Source organism: Gemmatimonadales bacterium (assembly GCA_036500345.1).
Classification (GTDB): domain Bacteria; phylum Gemmatimonadota; class Gemmatimonadetes; order Gemmatimonadales; family GWC2-71-9; genus Palsa-1233.
In genome coordinates, this window is sequence record DASYCE010000016.1 from 45,776 (window position 1) to 65,095 (window position 19,320).

General features: G+C 65.2%; 21 protein-coding genes. 6 read left to right on the top strand and 15 right to left on the bottom strand.

Annotation, left to right across the window (positions count from 1 at the left end):
- Positions 1 to 68 precede the first annotated feature (68 nt).
- Positions 69 to 806 carry a hypothetical protein gene (locus VGM20_08930; protein HEY4100985.1) on the bottom strand — a complete coding sequence of 246 codons (738 nt, stop codon included), beginning with the start codon at positions 804 to 806 and terminating at the stop codon, positions 69 to 71.
- Between the two features lie 32 nt (positions 807 to 838).
- Positions 839 to 2,527 (bottom strand): diguanylate cyclase, encoded by a 1,689-nt coding sequence (locus VGM20_08935; GenBank protein ID HEY4100986.1) that lies wholly within the window; start codon positions 2,525 to 2,527, stop codon positions 839 to 841.
- 179 nt (positions 2,528 to 2,706) lie between these two features.
- Here VGM20_08935 and VGM20_08940 point away from each other — a divergent pair, with 179 nt between their 5' ends.
- The gene (locus VGM20_08940) at positions 2,707 to 2,913 is read left to right on the top strand and encodes a hypothetical protein (GenBank protein HEY4100987.1); all 207 of its coding nucleotides are present in this window, start codon (positions 2,707 to 2,709) and stop codon (positions 2,911 to 2,913) included.
- Here the strand turns inward: VGM20_08940 and VGM20_08945 are convergent.
- The 8 genes from VGM20_08945 to VGM20_08980 form a co-directional block, all read right to left on the bottom strand.
- The gene (locus VGM20_08945) at positions 2,910 to 3,737 is read right to left on the bottom strand and encodes an NYN domain-containing protein (GenBank protein ID HEY4100988.1); all 828 of its coding nucleotides are present in this window, start codon (positions 3,735 to 3,737) and stop codon (positions 2,910 to 2,912) included. The two genes, VGM20_08940 and VGM20_08945, sit on opposite strands and share 4 nt — an antisense overlap.
- Before the next feature lie 181 nt (positions 3,738 to 3,918).
- Positions 3,919 to 5,460: a sigma-54 dependent transcriptional regulator gene (locus VGM20_08950; GenBank protein HEY4100989.1), complete on the bottom strand. Its 1,542-nt coding sequence runs from the start codon at positions 5,458 to 5,460 to the stop codon at positions 3,919 to 3,921.
- Complete coding sequence (locus VGM20_08955) at positions 5,457 to 5,948, bottom strand: MogA/MoaB family molybdenum cofactor biosynthesis protein (protein HEY4100990.1); 492 nt, start codon at positions 5,946 to 5,948, stop codon at positions 5,457 to 5,459. Before VGM20_08955 ends, VGM20_08950 begins: the two co-directional genes overlap by 4 nt.
- 261 nt (positions 5,949 to 6,209) lie before the next feature.
- On the bottom strand, positions 6,210 to 7,682 hold the full coding sequence (locus tag VGM20_08960) for a multicopper oxidase domain-containing protein (protein ID HEY4100991.1): 1,473 nt from the start codon (positions 7,680 to 7,682) through the stop codon (positions 6,210 to 6,212).
- Between the two features lie 98 nt (positions 7,683 to 7,780).
- On the bottom strand, positions 7,781 to 8,560 hold the full coding sequence (locus VGM20_08965; GenBank protein HEY4100992.1) for a metallophosphoesterase family protein: 780 nt from the start codon (positions 8,558 to 8,560) through the stop codon (positions 7,781 to 7,783).
- The gene (locus tag VGM20_08970; protein ID HEY4100993.1) at positions 8,544 to 9,230 is read right to left on the bottom strand and encodes an MIP family channel protein; all 687 of its coding nucleotides are present in this window, start codon (positions 9,228 to 9,230) and stop codon (positions 8,544 to 8,546) included. Before VGM20_08970 ends, VGM20_08965 begins: the two co-directional genes overlap by 17 nt.
- Positions 9,209 to 10,066: an arsenite methyltransferase gene (locus VGM20_08975; protein HEY4100994.1), complete on the bottom strand. Its 858-nt coding sequence runs from the start codon at positions 10,064 to 10,066 to the stop codon at positions 9,209 to 9,211. The genes VGM20_08970 and VGM20_08975 overlap by 22 nt, the downstream gene beginning before the upstream one ends.
- Positions 10,067 to 10,114: 48 nt before the next feature.
- Complete coding sequence (locus tag VGM20_08980) at positions 10,115 to 10,429, bottom strand: metalloregulator ArsR/SmtB family transcription factor (GenBank protein HEY4100995.1); 315 nt, start codon at positions 10,427 to 10,429, stop codon at positions 10,115 to 10,117.
- Positions 10,430 to 10,646: 217 nt separating this feature from the next.
- Here VGM20_08980 and VGM20_08985 point away from each other — a divergent pair, with 217 nt between their 5' ends.
- On the top strand, positions 10,647 to 11,039 hold the full coding sequence (locus VGM20_08985; GenBank protein HEY4100996.1) for a hypothetical protein: 393 nt from the start codon (positions 10,647 to 10,649) through the stop codon (positions 11,037 to 11,039).
- A gap of 32 nt (positions 11,040 to 11,071) precedes the next feature.
- Here VGM20_08985 and VGM20_08990 read toward each other — a convergent pair whose 3' ends face one another.
- Positions 11,072 to 12,142, bottom strand: a complete 1,071-nt coding sequence (locus VGM20_08990; protein HEY4100997.1) for a YncE family protein — start codon at positions 12,140 to 12,142, stop codon at positions 11,072 to 11,074.
- 193 nt (positions 12,143 to 12,335) lie between these two features.
- Between VGM20_08990 and VGM20_08995 the strand changes: the two genes are divergently transcribed.
- Entirely contained in the window at positions 12,336 to 12,881 is a 546-nt protein-coding gene (locus VGM20_08995; protein ID HEY4100998.1) for a Uma2 family endonuclease, read from the top strand.
- 167 nt (positions 12,882 to 13,048) lie between these two features.
- Here the strand turns inward: VGM20_08995 and VGM20_09000 are convergent, their stop codons facing one another.
- From VGM20_09000 to argF, 4 genes are all read right to left on the bottom strand, one after another.
- Positions 13,049 to 13,198: a lmo0937 family membrane protein gene (locus tag VGM20_09000; protein ID HEY4100999.1), complete on the bottom strand. Its 150-nt coding sequence runs from the start codon at positions 13,196 to 13,198 to the stop codon at positions 13,049 to 13,051.
- A gap of 343 nt (positions 13,199 to 13,541) precedes the next feature.
- Entirely contained in the window at positions 13,542 to 13,955 is a 414-nt protein-coding gene (locus VGM20_09005) for a hypothetical protein (GenBank protein HEY4101000.1), read from the bottom strand.
- 42 nt (positions 13,956 to 13,997) lie between these two features.
- Positions 13,998 to 15,002, bottom strand: a complete 1,005-nt coding sequence (locus tag VGM20_09010) for a glycine cleavage T C-terminal barrel domain-containing protein (protein ID HEY4101001.1) — start codon at positions 15,000 to 15,002, stop codon at positions 13,998 to 14,000.
- The gene (gene argF / locus VGM20_09015) at positions 14,999 to 15,901 is read right to left on the bottom strand and encodes an ornithine carbamoyltransferase (GenBank protein HEY4101002.1); all 903 of its coding nucleotides are present in this window, start codon (positions 15,899 to 15,901) and stop codon (positions 14,999 to 15,001) included. Before argF ends, VGM20_09010 begins: the two co-directional genes overlap by 4 nt.
- Positions 15,902 to 16,043: 142 nt before the next feature.
- Between argF and VGM20_09020 the strand changes: the two genes are divergently transcribed.
- Genes VGM20_09020 through VGM20_09030 form a run of 3 tightly spaced genes read left to right on the top strand, consistent with a single transcriptional unit; the run spans position 16,044 to position 19,319 of the window.
- On the top strand, positions 16,044 to 16,415 hold the full coding sequence (locus VGM20_09020) for a sensory rhodopsin transducer (GenBank protein ID HEY4101003.1): 372 nt from the start codon (positions 16,044 to 16,046) through the stop codon (positions 16,413 to 16,415).
- 45 nt (positions 16,416 to 16,460) lie between these two features.
- Entirely contained in the window at positions 16,461 to 18,215 is a 1,755-nt protein-coding gene (locus VGM20_09025) for a thiamine pyrophosphate-dependent enzyme (GenBank protein ID HEY4101004.1), read from the top strand.
- Entirely contained in the window at positions 18,216 to 19,319 is a 1,104-nt protein-coding gene (locus tag VGM20_09030) for an enolase C-terminal domain-like protein (GenBank protein ID HEY4101005.1), read from the top strand. It begins immediately after the preceding gene.
- Position 19,320 lies beyond the last annotated feature (1 nt).

The window sequence follows — 19,320 nt, forward strand, 5'->3', positions numbered from 1 at the left end:
CTAATCGTTGACCTGCATCAACCACATGACCTTGTGCTTCTACTCTATCTCGCTGCGCCGAGCACCGCTCAACGCTTGTGCTGCATCGCCCAGCGGTTCGTCGCGTCAAGCACCGCATACACCGCCGCGTGCTCCGGACTCTCCCGCATTTCCGCCGTCCCCATCAGCAGCCGCGAATCACGCGACCCGCTCGCCAGCACGCCCACCATCGCGAACGACCGGTCGAACAACTCCACCGCCTGCGCCCCCTCCAGCGCCAGCGACTGCGCATCGAACAACTTCCCCAGCGCAATCACCGCCGCCCGCGCCGCCGTCTCCATCCGGTTCCGCTGCGTGTCGGGCCCTTCCTCGATCACCGTCTCAGCATGATCACCAACCGCCAGCGTCACCGTCGCCGTCACCCGCCGCGACCGCGGCACCGTGGCAATCGACAGATCCTCGAACAGCACCACTCGCTGTGCCGCGCGCTCGCGCACCGCGCCGAGATCGAGGGCCTGCAACGGCTTCACATCCGCCGTCGGCGCCACCGAGATCTTGCGGTGATCGACCTTGAGTCCCAGGTGCGCCAGCAACGCACTCTCGACGTTGCGGACCACCTGCTTCGGATTCTGTCCGGCGTGCGCGAGGATGTGGATCTCGCTCACCTCGCCCAGGGGTGTCGTCACCACCCGGGCCGAGAGAATCCCCTCGAGTGAAGTGAGAAGGTTCTCCGCCTTGCGGACCCCCCACGGGTCGGCGCTGGCATCGACAGGCGCGCCACCCGGCCGCGAGGCCGAACCATCATAGAAATGCGGTGATGCAGTCACGGCGTGTCCCTTCCAGAGAACGTCGTCAATCCCTAGGCGATGTTGTTGCGACCGGCGGCCTTGGCCAGGTACAGCGCCCTATCCGCCTGTTCCAACAACGCTCCTTCATTCGGCAGCGACGGGTCGAACTCGGCGACCCCGATACTCACGGTGATCTGCCCCGAGAGGAAACCCAGCCGCCGCCCCGACTCTTCCACCCCTTCCCGCACCGCGTCGGCCACCCGCAACGCACCGGCCCGGTCGGTCCTCGTCAACAACGCCACGAATTCGTCGCCGCCATATCGCGCCGCCATGTCGGTGGCGCGGATCGTCCGGCGCATCTCGTCGGCCACCACCCGCAACACCAGGTTGCCGCGCTCGTGCCCGTAGCGGTCGTTCAGCTCCTTCAACCGGTCGAGATCGAGGAAGAGCACCGCGAACGAATCGCCGCTGCGCTTGCTCCGCTCCATCTCGTGCGACAACCGCTGCTGCAGCGAGCGATAACTCGCCAACCCCGTCAGCGCATCGGTGCTCGCGTCGCGCGACGCGTCGTCGGCCCGCTTGCTGAGCCACGGCACGCACTGCTTGAGCGATGCGCGCCCGAGTGCAGCAGCCTGCGCGAAGCGATGACAGGTCGGATAGCCGCACGCCCGGCAATCCCACGGCTTCCCGTTCGGCCCCGTCCCGATCGCCTCGAGGATCGCCCGCACCGCCACCGCGTCGGCGACAGTGCGATTGGTGTTGAACGGGAAGACCGCCGTGACCGATACTCCATCACCGTCTTCATTCACCACCGGAACGCGACTCCTCGCCGGTTCGTACTGCTGCACCAGCATCCGCCGCCGGAAGAGATCGTCGGCCGGCCCCGCCGCCGGATGCGCCAGCGCGCCGGCGTGGGACTGCAAGTCGACGAAGCCGAGATCGATGTGATCGTGACCCACCGCGCGCGCCAGTGCCGGCAGCGTGTCGAGGCCACGAACCGCGAGGAGCCTCCGCCCCTTCGACGATCCAGACACCACCATTTCGAGCGCCAGACCGCCGGCAACCGAGAGATGGCGCCGCGTTTCGGGCGGCAACCGGGAGAAGGTCCGCGGCATCGCTTCGGGCCGCACTTCCCTCAATGCAAAGAGCTGCTCCAGATCGACGAAAGTCAGCGTAGCGTCAAGTTCTTTGACAGTTCCGGCCGTGCTGACCCCCGCATAGACCACCGGGAGCGATTCACCGTGACGGCTTCGCAGGAATCGAGCCTCGGCGACGCTCGGCGTCGTGACAGGTGCCAGATAGGGAACGAGCTCGGGATAATTGGCGGTAATGGTGGCCACGACGACCGGATCGGTCGAGCGGACGAGGGTCCCCCAGTCGGGATCTTCCCACAACCTGAGGTATTCCTGCGCCACAAGTTCTTCGCCAATGACCCCCCGGGAGACGTGGCGGAAGCCGGCATCGTAGCAGGCGTTGACCAGCTGTTCGGGAGTCGCCGGATGAAAATGCGCCACCGCCTCCGGTGCCAGGATCAGGGCACCATTTCCCGCCTCGGCGATGGCGATCGCGCGCTCGACCGCACCGGTGGCGGTGATCGCCCCGTGCGGACATGCGGGGATGCACTCGCCACACTTGATGCAGTTCTCCTCCACCACCTCGACGACGTGCGCCTCCGGCGGGAGGGCGATCGCGTCGGTGGGACAGACACGGACGCACGCCAGGCAAGCGACGCATCGAGTTTCGTCAACGGCGAGACGCACGCAGCCCTTTTGTTACAGAGGTTGTTGCTTTGGAGCCACTGTCAACATGGCGATCGAGTTGAGAACTGTCAATAGGTGTAGCAGTTCAAAGGCTTGTGAGAAAGCGACTTAGACGAACGGCGCATGGTGCGAGAAATCGGTGGCAAACGACGGTTCCGAGAGCGAATTACCTTTGATTCATGAATCGCGCCACGGCAGTGCAGCTGGAAGTTCAGCGACGCCTTACCGCCGCGGAGCGGCTGGAAATCACCGCCCAGATGTGCGATGCGATGCGGACCCTCGTCGCTGCCGGGATCCGGATGAGGAACCCGGGGTGGGGTGAGGACGAGGTGCGGCACGAACTGCTGCGGATCTACGAGGCGCTGGCACCGGAAACTGCGGGTTAGGCCTCGTCCTTTGGCAAACGTCCTTCGCAGGCTTCGAGGAACAGGCGTCGCACCTCCTGCTTCTCAGCAGACAGCAGCTCTCGTTTCAGTACCGCTCTGCTACCGGCGAGGAGCCGCGCATCTCGATCGCGAGGGATGCCGCCGCCGCCGCGAATCGCTTCGATGAGGCCCCGCAACTCTCCCTCAGGCACCTCAAAAGCCGCCCTGCGGGCCATGGAAGCGAGGGTGGTATCGCTGGCAGTGACCAGTGGATCAGCTATCAGGGGCCGGTTTGGTGTTAGTGCATCCCTGGGCTTGCAACTGAGAAACGACGAAACGTCATCAGCGTGCCACTCGTGGCAAGTATCTGCCTCCTGGAGCAGGAAGAGCGACTGACTGCCGCGAGAGGGCTTGATCCCAACCAAGTGAACGCGAACTCCAAACTCCTGTGCTTGTTGGACCCCTACACGCAAATCCTCGTCTCCCGACAACAACACCGCATCGGACATGGCTCGATTACGCGCAAGATTGATCATGTCGGTCACGATCAGCGAATCGACTCCCTTTTGTTCGCCGACACTGTTGACGAAGCCAAGGCGTACCTTGACGCCGTGTAGGTGGGCCAGAGCTATATGCTGTGAAGTTGGTCCTGTTGACGTCCCATCGTACCAGTACACCCGAAGAATTGGGACGCCGGAAATCTTCTCGGCGAATTCCTGAAACGCCGCGACGACTCGTTCATGATCGAGGCCAACCTCGCCCCGCTGAAGCTTTTTCCCATGCAGGAGCACCGATCCTTGCGCGAACAAATATCCGGCATCCACAAATACAGCTACGCGATCCATGTAAACCTCTGGGACTAGACATAAAGTGAAAAGGGCCCCCGAAGGGACCCTGTAGTACGCCGCCCCATTAATTCGCGCAGAGCGCGTAGTCGGAGCAGCGTGCCAAAACTATCGGCCAATTGGCCCCAAAAGTCAAGGCTAAGGCGGCCTAACTCGATCTCGGTGCGCAGCGCGCAAACAGTCAGCCGAGCTCATACTCCTTGAGCTTCCGATAGAGGGTCCGCTCCCCGATGCCGAGGACCTGGGCCGCCTTCCTACGGTTCCCCCGATGCTCGGTCAGGACCGCTTCGATCGCCGCCCGCTCGATCTCGGCCATCGTCATTCCCGGCCGGTAGATCACGGTCGTTGGCGGCGGCTCCTCCTCCGCTGCCGAAACCGGGCCAACCGCCGCGATCGGCAGCGCCACGGGAATCGTCGGGTCGGTGACCTCGATCAGCTGCACTTCGTGATGGCGCTCGTCGATCCGCCGCCGCAACTCCTCCAGTTGTGACCGCAGCTCCATCAGCGACCTGAGGATGAACTCGAACTCGGCGCCGCCCAGCGGCCGCTCGCCGAGTTGCGTGTGTGTGCCGATCCGCATCGGGAGGAGCGACGGTGTCCCTTCGAGGACATCGGGCGGGATGTCGCCGGCCTGAATCTCGTGCACCGGCGCCAGCACCACCATCGATTCGATCAGGTTGCGCAGCTGGCGCACATTCCCCGGCCACGGCGCCTGCACCAGCCGCTGCATCGCGTCGGCGGCGATCCCGGGGAAGGTGCGCTCGTGCTGCGCGGTGAATTCGCGGACGAAGCGCTTGACGAGGAGCGGAATGTCGTCGCGCCGCTCGCGCAGCGGCGGGAGATAGATCGAGAGGACGTTGAGGCGATAGAAGAGATCGTCGCGGAACTCGCCGCTCGCGACGCGATCCTTGAGCGGACGGTTGGTCGCTGCAACAACGCGCACATCGACCTTGATTGGTTGCACGCCGCCGACGCGGAAGAACGAACGGGTCTCGAGAACCCGCAGCAGCTTGACCTGCACGCTGGCGGGGATCTCGCCGATCTCGTCGAGGAAAATCGTCCCTGTGTCGGCGAGCTCGAAGCGGCCGAGGCGGCGTTCGGCGGCACCGGTGAAGGCACCCTTCTCATGACCGAAGAGTTCGCTTTCGAGGAGCGTCTCGGGGAGTGCCGCGCAGTTGACCGCGATGAACGGGCGGCCGCGGCGCGGCGAGAGATCGTGAATTCCCTTCGCGACGAGTTCCTTGCCGGTGCCCGATTCGCCCTGGATCAGCACCGTGCTCGACACCGGCGCCATCTGCTCGATCTTGACGAGGACTTCCTGGATCGCGGCGCTTTCGCCGAAGATTCCGGTGTGGCGCTGGAGATCGCGGCGATCGACCATCCGGTGCACCGTTGCGGCGAGTTCGTCGATCGCGACCGGCTTGACGAGGATCTCGGTTGCGGCGAGGTGGACGGCGCGACTGGTGTTCTCGGAGTCGGTCGATTCGAGCAGTGCGAGGACGGCGACTTCGTGATCGCGCGCGTAGGTGGCGAGTCCCGCGGTCGACGATTCGTGGACGCCGCCGGTGATCACCAGGAGTGATGGGTGATCGCGGCGAATGGCGGCGCGCGCTTCGTCGAGCGACGCGGCGACGGCAGAGGCGATGCCGGAGGCGCCGAGGGCGCGGTCGAGCGGGACCGCGGTTTCGAGATCGGCGAGGGTGATGACGACTTTGGCAGTCATTGATGTGCCGTATCGCCGTGCAGGATGGCGGCGAGGTGATCGACAAGCGGTGCGAGGGTGGTGAGACCGTCGCGAACGGCGGAGGTCGACCCGGGAAGATTGACGATCAGGGTGCGGCCGCGGATCCCGGCGATCCCGCGCGACAGTGCGGCGCGCGGCGTTTCGCGGAGTCCGGTGGCGCGGATCGCTTCGGCGATCCCGGGAGCTTCGCGGTCGATCACGGCGCGGGTCGCCTCGGGGGTGTGGTCGCGCGGAGCGAGCCCGGTGCCGCCGGTGGTGATGATCAGGTCGGCGATGTCGCTGTCGGCCCACTGCATTAAGTGGTTGCTGATCTCGAGCGATTCATCAGGAACGAGGGCGCGGGCGGTCAATTCGTGATGCTGCTCGGCGATCCAGTCCACGATCGCGTGGCCAGAGCGGTCTTCGCGTTCGCCGCGGGCGCCGGCGTCGGAGATGGTGAGGACGGCGATCCTGGTTGGTGCTCCCATCGTCGGTCCTCCTTCCGCTCGCCGTGGTCGGCCAGAATGGCAGCAGGAGGATAGGGTCTGTTGGGAGCGGCGGCAAGATTAGAGCGCGGCTGGCGTCGTGGGGCGGCCCTTCGCCGCGCCAGTCGGTCGGCTGTCGAATTCCCAAGGATCATCAACGCGTCCGTCCCGACCGAAGCCGCGCTACGGGCCCCCCACGACGCCAGCGGACGACTCGCCGCGCTACGGGCCCCCCACGACGCCAGCCACCACTGTCATGCCCTATCACGCATACCGGAACAACCGCATGAAGCCGAAATCCATGTGCAGCGTCTGGTGGCAATGGAAGAGTGTTGCGCCGGGGTCGTTTGCCACGAAGTCGACATCCATTGCGCCGAACCCGGGGACCACGATGGTGTCCTTCATGATGCCGGAGGTGGGACGGCCGTTGATGTTCACGAGCTCGAACGAATGCCGATGCAGGTGCACCGAATGCGGGTCGTCTGCCTCGTTGCGGAACGACAACCGATAGTGGCGCCCCTGATGCAGCACGATCGGCTCGCTCTGCTCGAAGAGCGTCCCGTTGATCGGCCATCGATTGAAGCCGTGCGGGCCGCCGTTGATCTTGCCGAAGGTGAGGGCGATCGTCTCGTCCGGCGGCGGCACCGCGCCTCCCGCAGCACCGAACCTGGTGTAGTCCCACGCCTCTTCTTGCGGAGCGATCCATCGCGGTGCGCCGGTTGCGCCGGCGTATTCGACGACGATCCCCATCCCGTCGCGCCGGTCGTCGTCCTTCGGCGTGCCGAGGATCCACACTCCCGGCCGGTTCATTTCGACGACGGCATCGATCCGCTCGGCGACGCCGAGTGCGAGGACGTTCACCTTGGTCGGAGTGGGAACAGGATTGCCATCGAGTGCCACGACTTCGAACTGATGTCCCGGCAGCGCGAGCTGGATGTTCTCGGTGGCACTCGCATTGATGATCCGGAAGATGACGCGCTCGCCTTGCCGAACGCGCACCGGCTCGCCGTGGCCGAGGGACTTGCCGTTGATCGAAAAGGAGCGGTAGCCGATTTCGTAACCGTTCGGCTTGCTGTCGGTAGAGGGGGGCCGCACCGTTCCCTGCGGCCAGATCTCCGCGTCGGTCCCCATCTCCTGGGCGCCGAAGAACGGTTCCCATTCGTGCGTCACCAGAAAGACTTCGCGATCGTAGCGCCCCGGTTCGCTCGCGGGCTCGACATAGACGCCGGCGAACTGGCCAGTGTAGGTGCCGCGATTCAAGTCGGATCCGGCGAAGGTGTGGGTGTGTACCCAGCGCGTTCCCGAAGGACGGGGCGTCAACTGGTAGCGCCGCCGACCGTGCGCTGCGACGGGAGGGGTCCCTTCCTCTGCGGCGCCGTCGATCGTGGTCGGCACGAACTGGCCGTGCCAGTGCACCAGCTCGGCGGTGTCGGTTTCGTTGATCAGCTCGATGGAGACTGTGCGACCTTCCTTGAGCCGGATGAGTGGACCGGGGACGCTGCCGTTGTATCCGATGGTGCTGATGATGTGATCGGGTGCCAGCTCCAGCAACACCGGGGCAATCCGGATCGTCACGTCAGCTGCGGACTGCGGTTGACTGGTGGTGTCTTCAGATGGAGCGTGGTCGGTGCGCTGTGATTGACGAGCGCAGCCGGCGGCGATCGCGGCGCTACTGGCGAGTCCGGTGAACATGAACTGGCGGCGCGAAAGTGATCGAGCGTAGTGGCCTGGTGTCACGGTCTCTCTCCTGTGATCGGATCGTGCGCTCAGGGTCGTGCTGCGCGGGAGAGGAGACGACGAGCGGATCCATTCTCGTCACGACTGGCGGCTGGTCGTCAGCCACCGCGCCGCAGAAACTCCGCGAACGCAGCGGGGAGCGACGTCGCCAGGATCGAGGTGGCGGCACGCTCCACGTCGTAGTCAATCCGGCGGAACTCAACCGTCGCTGGAAGACCGGGCGACATCGTCATCACCACATATCCTGCGCGAGGATCGCCGTCCTTGGGACGGCCGACCGACCCGGCATTGACGAAGTCGATCCCGTCGATCGTCCGGTGCCACGACAGATGGGTGTGACCGAAAGCAATCACGTCGCCGGCTTTCGCCCTGATTCGTTCGGCCATTTCCCGGCAGAAGGTGTCCGTGCGATCGGCGGTCCAGTAGAGGGTGTTGAGCGTTGCCGCTCCGTGGATCAGCGTCACCATCGGGCCGCTGAGATGCCCTCCGAACGGCCGCACGTCAACGCGAAACGGGAGTTGCGCGAGACGGCGCTTCGTTTCCGGTGTGACGTTCGCCCTGGTCCATTCGAAGCTCTCGTGCGCCTGCGCTTCCTGCAACGGATTCTCGTACCTGCAGCCGCAGTGGATGTAATCGAGCGCGACAGTCGAGTCGTAGTTGCCCGCGACTCCCGCGATGCCGCGGTCGTGCAGCAGTGCGACGACCTCGTTCGGTGACGCGCCGTATCCGACGAGATCGCCGATGTGATAGATCAAATCGACGCCACCGCGCGAGTCGATATCGGCGAGGACCCCTTCGAGCGCCGGGAGGTTGCCGTGGATGTCGGAGATCAGCGCGAGGCGCCGTGAGCCACCGGACGGTCTACTGTCGATGGTCATGCGCCGTCCCCTGGCGGATGTAGTCGTACAGGAGCACGGCGAGCGCCGCACCGGCGATCGGTCCCGCCCAGTAGATCCAGTGGCCTTCCCACTGTCCGGTTGCGAGCGCGGGGCCGAAGGAGCGCGCCGGATTCATGCTCGCCCCGGTGAGCGCCCCGCCCATGAGCGCATCGCCACAGACGGCGAGACCGACCGCCACTCCTGCCACCGGACCGGCAACACGATCGTCAGTTGCGACTGCCATGATGACGAGCATCAGGAAGACGGTGAGGACGATCTCCAATGCCAGCGCCGGGATCGCCGGAATGCTCGGCACCGTTGCGCTGGCGTTCGCCGCCGCGCCAATGACGAACCGCAACAGGAACGCGGCCGCTGTGGCCCCGATGAGCTGCGACGCGATGTATGGGGCAACCTCGCGGGGCGGCATTCGGCGCGCGACGAGAAATCCGAGTGTTACCGCAGGGTTGAAATGTGCCCCGGAGATGTGACCGAGGGCGTAGATCCCCGCGACGAGGACGCATCCGAACGCGAGCGCGATGCCGACGCCACCAACGTTGCCATGCGTGAAGGCGTTCACGCCGGCGGCGCCCGGCCCGATCAGCACGAGAAAGAAGGTGCCGACCGCCTCGGCGGCGAGCCGCGGACGAATCACGCCGCGGGCGGGCAGCAATCCGGCCCGCAGCAACTCTTCGCGAGAGGTTTCGTCGCGCGAACGAATGCGCCCATCACCCGGCCGCTCACTTCGCGCGCCAGCACTTCCGTGTTCACCCCTGATTCCTGCAGGAACGCGCGGGCATCCTCGAAGGCGTAGACGCGGGTCGGTTCGATGCTCGCGTCGACGAATCCCGCGTGGCCGAGAAAGCTGAGGAAGTCTTCTTCCGAGAGCGCACCGGCGACGCAGCCGACCCACAGTTCCATGCTGCGGCGAACTTCCGCCGGCAACTCACCGCGAACCACGACATCGGACACGGCGAAGCGCCCGCCGGGCTTGAGGACGCGGAAGGCTTCGGCGATCACGGTCTTCTTGTCGCCGGAGAGGTTGATGACGCAGTTGGAGATGATGACGTCGATGGAGTTGTCGGGGAGTGGAATGTGTTCGATGTCGCCCTTGAGGAACTCGGCGTTCATGACGCCGGCCTTCGCCTGGTTGGCTCGCGCCAGCGCCAGCATCTCGTCGGTCATGTCGAGGCCGTACGCCTTGCCGGTCGGTCCGACGCGCCTGGCCGAGAGGAGGACGTCGATCCCGCCGCCCGAGCCCAGGTCGAGGACTGTTTCGCCGGGTTCGAGTGCCGCGAGCGCGGTCGGGTTGCCGCAGCCGAGGGACGCGAGGACGGCGTCCTGTGGGAGGCAGGCGGTTTCGGAGTCGCTGTAGAGGTTGGAGGTGATTGGATCGTCGCACCCGGACGATGCGCTGCCGCCGCAGCAGCCATTCGATTCGCCGGCGGCGACGCGGAGTGCTGCGGCGGCGTAGCGGTCGCGAACGACTTCCTTGATTTCATCGGGCATTGGTCGACTCGCTATCAAGAAATGTTGATATACCGATCAGAAAAAAGGTCAGCAGCACTTGGCAGCCGCGCGTTTCCATGCGGGAGGCGACATCGTCAGCACATCGATTATCTCCGCGATTCCTTCGGCGCGCAGCGTGTAGTACATCCACTGCGCCTCACGCCGTGCGGTGACGAGACCGGCTTCGCGGAGGACGCGGAGATGGAACGAGAGACGCGACTGGGCCGCGTCGAGTTCGCTCATCAGTTCGCAGACGCAGCGTTCGCCGTGCATGAGCATGCCGACGATCTGGAGACGGGTCGGATCGGAGAGCGCGTGGAATCGCTGGGCAGCGATATCGAGATCGGCAGTGACGGCTGGCATCAGGGGTGAATGTATATCAACTAATCTTGATACGTCAAGGCGTGCGTGGCTGGCGTCGTGGGGGCCGCTTCGCCGCGCCAGTCGGTCGGCTGTCGAATTTCCAAAGATCATCAACGCGTCCGTCCCGACCGAAGCCGCGCTACGGGCCCCCACGACGCCAGCGCGACCGGAGCAGTACACGAGCACGACACGGACGCGACGCGAAGTAGATTCAGGAATGCATCGCCGCCCACGCCGCGGGATCACGCTGCTGCTCCTGGCAGCGACTCTGCTCAACGCCTGTGGCGCGCACTGGACGCCGGTGACGATGCCGCAGCAGAAGCCGCTCGACGAGCGCGTCGTGCTGGAGTTCCATGCGCGAGATCAGCTGATACGGCTTCATGGCGTGAGATTCGAAGGTGACTCGCTGAGCGGGATCCCGTGGCTCGAGCACCTCTCGTGTGATACCTGCCGCGTCCACTACGCAGTGGCCGAGATCTCAGGTGCGCGGACTGGCGCGCCGGGAAATGCTGCGTGGGGACCGATCGTGCCGCTCGCGGTGCTTCTCTCACTGGCGGGGCTCGCCATCGCCGGGTGTGAACTCAGCAGTCACTGCGGGTGGGGTGACTGAGCGCAACCGCGTGCGCGTCGCAGGCGAAGCGGTCATTTCGCCGGCACAAAGATGCGTAGAAGCGGTTTGCCGCCGACGTTTTCGAGCGGGAGATAGACGCGGTGCGTTTTCGGGTCGACCGAGACGGTGTGTGCGTGCGGAAGCCGGAGCTCGCCCACTGCATGAAGGTCTGCGCCATCCGCCTCGAACTCGCTCACCACACCCGACTCTGACGCCACGTAGAGCCGCTGCCACTCAGGGTCCCAGGCCAGGACATCGGGGTCGCCGCCGATACGATGCGTGCCGACGACTCGCATCGACCGCAGGTCGACGACCTGGAGCGTCGCATTCCCCTCGCCGCTCACGAAGGCGAGCCGCCCCGGCTCGTCGAGCGTGAAGCCGTGCGGATGATTGGAGGCGGGGAGATCGTAGCGCTGGACGATCCGTTCAGTCGCCGGATCGATCGCGACGAGCTGGTTGCGGGTCTGCACCGCAACGAGGATGCAGTGCGACACCGAGTCGTAGTGGGTGTTCCCCGCCTCGCCGCCGAGCGGGATGGTGGAGCGCCTGGTGTTGGTGCGGGCGTCGATCATCATGTCGGCGCCGCCTGACTCGTCGGAGACGAAGAGCTTCTCCTCGACTGGCGCGTAGGCGATTCCATCGGGGAAGGAGATACCGCCGACATGCGCAACGATCTTGAGCGAACGGTCGTCGATCACGACGACCTCATGCGCGCCGGCCGCGGAGACGTAGACCGCGTGGTGCGCCGGGACCGCAAGGATGCCGGTCGCGCGCGGCGTTCCGGGAACTGTGGCGATGACGCGTGACGATTCGAGGTCGAAGACGACGACGTCGCCGGCGTTCATGTGGCTGATGTAGAGCCGCCGCGAGGCGGCGTCGATCGTCTGGTAGTCGAATCGGTTGGCCGGCCCGAGGAGCGGCCGATCAGCGACGGGGAGCAGTGGGCCGCGTGGTACGCCGGGCTTCGCGGGGGTAGCGGGCGCTGGCCATCGCCCGGGGGTCATCGAAGTCGGCGTGGCGACGCATGAGTTGCTTTGCGCCGTGAGCGTGTGCGCTGCAATCACCACTACTGCCAGTGACGCGAACCGGAGTGACTGTGTCACGGGCCCCTCACGGGGTGGGGATAGCCCATAGTACCACGCCGCACCGATACGAGCAACGAAGAATCGTGGTTCGCGTTGCGCGGTTCACGGCGGCGTTGAGATGACCCTTGGGCTTCAGTGGGCTGCGTCAGAATGTGTGCATGCTCACGGGGCCCTCTTGTTTCTCCCAACTCGCCGAGATGATACTATGTCCATGCCGTCCCGTCTCAGGTACTCCGCAGCGATGGTACAAGCACTCCCCGACGACGGGAACCGTTACGAGACGGTTCACGGAGAGCTGCTAGTGTCGCCGACTCCAAGGCTGGCGCACCAGGTCGTGCTCCAACGGTTGGCGCTTGCCGTGCAGGAGTATCTCAAGGGAGCCGGACTGGAAGGGATGTTCAATGTGGACGCCGACATCTCGTGGGGTCCGGAGATCCTGGTCCAGCCCGATCTCTTCGTGGCAGATCCGATGGAATTGCGACGCGCGCAGTCGTGGTCCGATGTGAAGACTTTGCATCTTGTCGTCGAGATCCTCAGTCCGTCGTCGATGCGCGCCGATCGTGTGCTCAAGCGGCGGCTCTATCAGGAGCAGCGGATTCCGACGTACTGGGTCGTCGATGTCGACAACGCGCACGTCGAGATCTGGACTCCTGACGAGCTCTTCCCGCGGACCGAACGTGAGCGTCTCGTCTGGAAGCACCCAGCGATGAGCAGCGACTGCGTTGTGTCGCTGGCGGAGCTTTTCAGGGCGTGGTGAGGCCCCTTGCCGGGCATCTATTGGTAGCGTGATCGATCGCGGGACGCCGTATCCCGAGCGGCATCCGTGGCCGTGATCGCCACGCCCGTCACGGCCTTTCCACCAAACGGTCCCCGGCTCGCGGCAGCAGCGCGGCGATCCCTACACTGTCAGCGTGGCTGCCGGCGTCAGAGGGCTGGTCGCCCGCGGACCAGTCGGAGGATGAGGACGATCAGCGCCACGATCAGGAGGATGTGGATCAATCCCCCCATGGTGTACCCGCCGATCATGCCGAGGGCCCACAGGATCACGAGAATGATGATGATGGTTTCCAGCACGGGAACCTCGCTTCCGGAAAGCTTCGGCGCACTTGCACGTGCGCCGCAGGCGGCAGTCGGCTGCCTGGACGGTCGAGTCGCCTGATGCAGACTCGACCGGGGAGACGACGAGGAGGGTCCGCACAACACCGTATCCCGCCTGCGGGGAGCACCCTGCTCAACACATCCCGGGTCAGGGAAGGTGGTGGACGTCCATGTTGAGGGCGCCCCATCTGCCGAACAGCCGGGATTGCGGCTGCGCCGAGCACGTGGCGAGAAGAGCAGGGACGGCTGCCAGGATTCTATCAATGATTCGACAGCAGCAGATCGTAGAATCGTTCCGGTAGGATGCGGTGCAACGTTTCTACTCCAGGCAAATAAGCCCGGTTCGATCCGGGGGTTGGTTCCTGGTCAGCGTATGATGCGCCGGCGGGCCTTCTCCTTCCAATCGAGTCAGCGCGAGGTACACGTCAAGTGTCGAACCTCTGACGGTGCCGGTCATGTGCACTGAATCGCCAACGTCAAAGACATTTGTCGACTGGAACCGCACGCCATGCACGTCAAACTCCCCGGCGCTGTCGACGTTCGCGACCGGATATAGGTCTACGTTACAGAACGTGCTCACGATAATTGCGTGCGCAGCTGCGGAATCGGTGATCTGAATCCTGTCTCCACCCCATTCACCGGTGAGCTGCGTCGGCGGCGGGCTCGGCAGCTGCGATGAGCAGGCGGCGATGAGCAAAGTCACAAGCAGAGTGAGTATACCTGCAGGTTTCATCTATTCTCCTGCGTCGCTTCATCTGACATTCAGGCTGCCGCGTTACCCCACCGTCCTCCGCACGAACGGCCGATTCACCACCGTCGCCTGCCAGGTGCGATCACCCGACAACACCATCAGCGCCGTCCCCGGTGTCGCGGCGGTCGTCGGCAGCGCCGTCATCCCGATGATTCCAGCTCGGGGCGAATAACCGATCGACCGCACCCGATCGACCATCACTCCCGCCACGCGCACTCGCGATGAAATCGGGGGGACCGACACCCCCGCCACGTGCAATCCGACGAGTCGCTTCATCGCCCCCGCCGTGCGCCGCGCCGCAAGCGCCGTCTCGCCGGGAAATGGCGCTCCCTTCCGCTCCGCCACCAATTCCTCGAGCCCCGCTTCGACCGGCGTGTCGCCAGGATCGATCTCGACGCCGACGTTGGCGATCCCCCACTCGAGCCGATGGAGCCGCCACGCCTCATCGTTGACCGGCACCACACCGGCGCGATCAAGCGTGGCCACCAGCGTCGCGCGGTCACGACTCCTGCAGTAGAAGTCGATCCCTTCGGCGGTATCGGCGGTGGCACGTGCGGCGAAGACGTCGATGTCGCCGAAGCGCGCGGTGGTGAGATCGCCCGGCTCCATCGGAATCGGCGTGAGCCACGACGTCATCCGCGCGACTGTCGCGGGCCCGCGCACCGCGATCACTCCCATGTCGTCGGAGATGTCACGCAGCCGGACGTTGCCACGCTTTCGCTCGAGGATGTGATCCCACGCGGCAGTCCGCTGCGCCGCGTCGACCAGGAGCATCACCCGCTCCGGGAAGCGATAGACGGTGACTCGATCGAGAATCGACGCGTCGTCGCGCAGGATCAGCGAATGAACGAAGTGCCCCGGCGGGAGGATCGAGAGATCGGCGGTCACGACGCGATTGACGAAGGCGTGCGAGTCGGCGCCGGCGACTTCGATCAGGCCGAGTCCGTTGGCAACCCAGCTCGCCGCGCCAGAGACCAGCGCGCGATAGCCGTCAGTGAGATACTCGCTCGATTCGATCGCCTGACTCATTGCACGCCGCCCATCAGCATCGCCATCAACGCCTTCTGCGCGTGCATCCGGTTCTCCGCTTCGTCCCACACCCGCGACTGCGCCCCTTCGAGCACGCCTTCACTGATCTCCTCGCCACGATGCGCCGGGAGACAGTGCAGCACGATCGCATCCGGCGCGGCCGCGCGCATCAGCGCCTCGTCGACGCAATAGCCAGCGAACGCCTGCTGCCGCACCGCCGTTTCGCCCTCCTGGCCCATCGACGCCCAGACATCGGTGTTGACGACATGCGCGCCGGCAATTGCCTCCTCCGGATCTTCGGTCACGAGGAGCCGCGCGCGGGACGAATTCGCCTCGAAGATGGTGCGGTCGGGTTCATATCCCGCCGGGCAGGCGAGGCGCACGTCGAATCCGAAGAGGCCGGCCGCTTCGATCCACGAGTTGGCCATGTTGTTGCCGTCGCCGATCCATGCGACGACGCGGTCGGCGATCGAACCGAACTCTTCCTGCACCGTGAGGAGATCGGCAAGAAGCTGGCACGGGTGGAGCAGGTCGGTGAGGCCGTTGATCACCGGCACATCGGCGAATTGCGCCAGCTCCTCGACGTCGCGCTGCGCAAAGGTGCGGATCATGATCCCGTCGACGTAGCGCGACAGGACGCGTGCGGTATCGCGAATCGGTTCACCACGTCCCAGTTGAATATCTCGCGACGAGAGGAAGAGCGGATCGGCGCCGAGCTGGCGGGCGCCAACTTCAAACGAGACGCGAGTGCGGGTCGAACTCTTGGCGAAGATCAGGGCAATCGATTGGCCCTGGAGCGGGCGATCGCGGTACTCGCCGGACTTCATGCTGAGCGCCAGGTCGAGGAGCGCCTGGCAGTCGCTGCGAGTGATATCGCTGAAGGAGAGAAGGTCCTGCATGCCTCGTCCGGATGGCGTGGGTCCGATGACCGGTGGAGGATAGGGGACGATCGGGAGCGGAACAAGGCGCGGTGTGCCCCCGCGACGCCTCGCCATCGTCCCAATCGCGATAGCGGCGTGCTCAGGATCGAGGCGGCAACTCATGGCGGCAGCAGGACAACGGCGATGGGTCGTTCCCGACGGATACATCCCGCCGTCGAGTACCGGCACGTCGCGGCCGCTCATCAGCCACGACGCGCTCTGCATCCTCAATGCCGGTGACGACGAGGCGCAGGTCACGCTGCAGATCTTCTTTGCCGACCGCGAACCGGTGGGACCGTACTGCCTCACCGTCGCAGCGCGCCGCACGCTGCATCTTCGCTTCAACGAACTCTCCGATCCGGAGCCGGTGCCGACCGGGACTGACTACGCCACGGTCATCGAGTCGGATCAGCCGATCGTGGTGCAGCATACCCGGCTCGATTCGCGCCAGCCGGCCCTCGCACTGATGACCACCATCGCCTGCCCCATCTAGCGAGTCCACACCCACGCGCCGCCGGCGCAATTCAAGGAGCGCCCGATGGCCAAAACTGTCGCCGATCTGCTGGTCGAACGCCTGATCGCATGGAAGGTCAACACGATTTTCGGATTTCCCGGCGATGGCATCAACGGGATCTTCGAAGCGCTGCGCACCCGGCAGGACAAGATCCGATTCATCCAGGTCCGCCACGAAGAAGCCGCTGCATTCGCCGCCTGCGGCTATGCCAAGTACACCGGCCGACTCGGCGTCTGCCTCGCCACATCGGGGCCGGGCGGGATCCATCTTCTCAACGGACTCTACGACGCCAAGTGCGACGGCCAGCCGGTCCTCGCGATCACCGGTCACACCTTCCACGACCTGATCGGCACCAACTATCAGCAGGATGTCGATCTCGACAAGCTGTACATCGACGTCGCGGCCTACAATCAGCGGATCATGGGGGCGGCGCATGTGGAGAGTGTTGTCGACCTGGCGATCAAGACCGCGCTCGGCCGGCGCACGGTGAGTCACATCACCATCCCCAAGGACATCCAGGAGTGGAAGGCGTCGGATGCCAAACGCTCCGAGGCCAACGTCGCCGATCACAGCGCCGATTTCTACGCCGCCGCGCATCCGATTCCGCCGCACGCCACACTGGCGCGCGCGGCCGACCTGATCAACGCCGGGTCGAAGGTGGCGATCCTCGCCGGCCGCGGCGCGCTCGGCGCCCGCGCGGCAGTGCTCCGTCTTGCTGAACTGGTTGGTGGCCCGATCGTCAAGCCGCTGCTCGGCAAGGGAGTGGTTCCCGACGACAGTCCGTACACCACCGGTGGAATCGGCCTGTTGGGCACCGCGCCGTCACAGGACGCACTCGCCGAGTGCGACACGCTGATCATCGCCGGCAGCGGCTTCCCGTACATGGAGTTCTACCCCGAACCGGGTAATGCGCGCGCGGTGCAGATCGATGTCGACTCAAGCCGCATCGGACTCCGCTATCCGGTCGAGGTGGGACTGGTGGGCGATTGCCGCACGGTGCTGGGGGCGCTCCTGCCGCTGATTCAGCAGAAGAGCGACCGGAGCTTCCTGGAGAGTGCGCAGGAACGGATGACCGACTGGCGCAAGGTGATGACGGTGCGCGGCACGGTAACCGAGATGCCGATGAAGCCGCAGGTGCCGGCGTATGAACTCAACAAGCTCCTCGACCGCGACGCGATCGTGTCGGCCGACAGCGGGACGATCGCGACCTGGGCGGCACGATACATCGACATGCGCGACGAGATGCAGTTCTCGCTGTCGGGATCGCTTGCCACGATGGCGAATGGATTGCCGTACAGCATCGGCGCAGCGGTCGCCTACCCCGGGCGGCAGGTGGTCTGCATCGTGGGAGACGGTGGCTTCACGATGCTGATGGGAGAAGTGGCGACGCTGGTGAAATACAAGCTCCCGGTCAAGGTGCTGATCATCAAGAACAACGTGCTCGGCGAGATCAAGTGGGAGCAGATGGTCCTCGACGGCAATCCGGAATTCGGAGTCGAGCTGCAGCCGATCGACTTCGCGGCGTACGCCCGCGCGTGCGGCGCCGGGGGCTACATGATCGACAAGCCCGGCGACGCGGCCGCGATCCTGGCCGAGGCGCTGGCGCATCCGGGACCGGCGGTGATCGAAGCGGTGGTCGATCCCAACGAGCCGCCGATGCCGGGGAAGATCAGCACGAAACAGGCGGTGCACTTCATGGAGGCGCTGGTGCGCGGCGAGCGCGATCGCTGGGAGATCCTCAAGACGGTACTCAAGGACAAGGTGCGGGAGGTCGTGTAAGTGGACAGCGGGGATGCAGTGCCGGTCACCGCCGTCGCGGTGTCGGTGTATCGGGTGCCGACCGACACGCCGAACGAATCCGACGGCACGCTGGTCTGGAATGCTACGACGATGGTGCTGGTGGAAATCACGGCAGGCGGGATTACTGGACTCGGGTACACCTACGCCGACACTGCGACAGCGCAACTGATCCGCGACCTGCTCGCCGATCTGGTGGTGGGGAAGAACTCGATGGCGCCGGGCGATATCTGGCGGGTGCTCGGCGCCGCGGTGCGCAACCTCGGGCGGTCGGGGATCGCGTCGATGGCGATCGCGGCTGTGGATGTGGCGCTCTGGGATCTCAAGGGGCGACTCCTCGCTCTCCCGCTCGCGACCCTTCTCGGCGCAGTTCGGCGGTCCGTGCCGGTCTACGGCAGCGGCGGATTCACGTCGTACTCCATCACACAACTGCAGGAGCAATTGACCGGCTGGGTTGGCGCGGGGATTCCGCGCGTCAAGATGAAGGTCGGGCGCGACGCGAGCGCCGACGTACAGCGCGTGGCTGCGGCGCGCGCGGCGATCGGCGATGCAGAGCTCTTTGTTGACGCCAATGGCGCGTACGATCGGAAGGAAGCGTTGCGACAGGCGGAGCGCTTTCGCGATTCGGGCGTGACCTGGTTCGAGGAACCGGTGTATCACGGCGATCTCGAAGGGCTTCGCCTCTGCCGTGATCGCGCGCCGGTGCAGATGGAGATCTCGGTCGGCGAGTACGGCTACGTGACGTCGGACTTCGCGCACATCCTCAATGCCGGCGCCGTCGACGTCCTGCAGGCCGACGCCACGCGGTGCGAAGGGATCACCGGGTTGCTCCTCGTCGATGCACTCTGTGAGGCGCGCAACATGCCGTTATCGACGCACTGCGCACCGGCTCTCCACCTGCACGTGGATTGCGCGTTGAAGCGGCTGCGGCACGCCGAGTATTTCCATGATCATGTCCGGATCGAGCGGCTCTTCTTCGACGGCGTCAGTGCACCAGTCGATGGCGAGCTGTTTCCCGATCTCACGCGTCCGGGGATGGGACTCGACTTCAAGCGCAACGATGCCTCGCAGTGGCTGGTGGGATAGC

What these genes read in the sequence shown, in the direction of transcription:
- VGM20_08985 (HEY4100996.1), top strand. Translation starts at nt 10,647, where the DNA reads ATGCATCGCCGCCCACGCCGCGGGATCACGCTGCTGCTCCTGGCAGCG.
- VGM20_08940 (HEY4100987.1), top strand. Translation starts at nt 2,707, where the DNA reads ATGAATCGCGCCACGGCAGTGCAGCTGGAAGTTCAGCGACGCCTTACC.
- VGM20_09025 (HEY4101004.1), top strand. Translation starts at nt 16,461, where the DNA reads ATGGCCAAAACTGTCGCCGATCTGCTGGTCGAACGCCTGATCGCATGG.
- VGM20_08975 (HEY4100994.1), bottom strand. Translation starts at nt 10,066, where the DNA reads ATGCCCGATGAAATCAAGGAAGTCGTTCGCGACCGCTACGCCGCCGCA.
- VGM20_08995 (HEY4100998.1), top strand. Translation starts at nt 12,336, where the DNA reads ATGCCGTCCCGTCTCAGGTACTCCGCAGCGATGGTACAAGCACTCCCC.
- VGM20_08980 (HEY4100995.1), bottom strand. Translation starts at nt 10,429, where the DNA reads ATGCCAGCCGTCACTGCCGATCTCGATATCGCTGCCCAGCGATTCCAC.
- VGM20_09005 (HEY4101000.1), bottom strand. Translation starts at nt 13,955, where the DNA reads ATGAAACCTGCAGGTATACTCACTCTGCTTGTGACTTTGCTCATCGCC.
- VGM20_09020 (HEY4101003.1), top strand. Translation starts at nt 16,044, where the DNA reads ATGGCGGCAGCAGGACAACGGCGATGGGTCGTTCCCGACGGATACATC.
- argF (HEY4101002.1), bottom strand. Translation starts at nt 15,901, where the DNA reads ATGCAGGACCTTCTCTCCTTCAGCGATATCACTCGCAGCGACTGCCAG.
- VGM20_09010 (HEY4101001.1), bottom strand. Translation starts at nt 15,002, where the DNA reads ATGAGTCAGGCGATCGAATCGAGCGAGTATCTCACTGACGGCTATCGC.
- VGM20_08955 (HEY4100990.1), bottom strand. Translation starts at nt 5,948, where the DNA reads ATGGGAGCACCAACCAGGATCGCCGTCCTCACCATCTCCGACGCCGGC.
- VGM20_08945 (HEY4100988.1), bottom strand. Translation starts at nt 3,737, where the DNA reads ATGGATCGCGTAGCTGTATTTGTGGATGCCGGATATTTGTTCGCGCAA.
- VGM20_08965 (HEY4100992.1), bottom strand. Translation starts at nt 8,560, where the DNA reads ATGACCATCGACAGTAGACCGTCCGGTGGCTCACGGCGCCTCGCGCTG.
- VGM20_08950 (HEY4100989.1), bottom strand. Translation starts at nt 5,460, where the DNA reads ATGACTGCCAAAGTCGTCATCACCCTCGCCGATCTCGAAACCGCGGTC.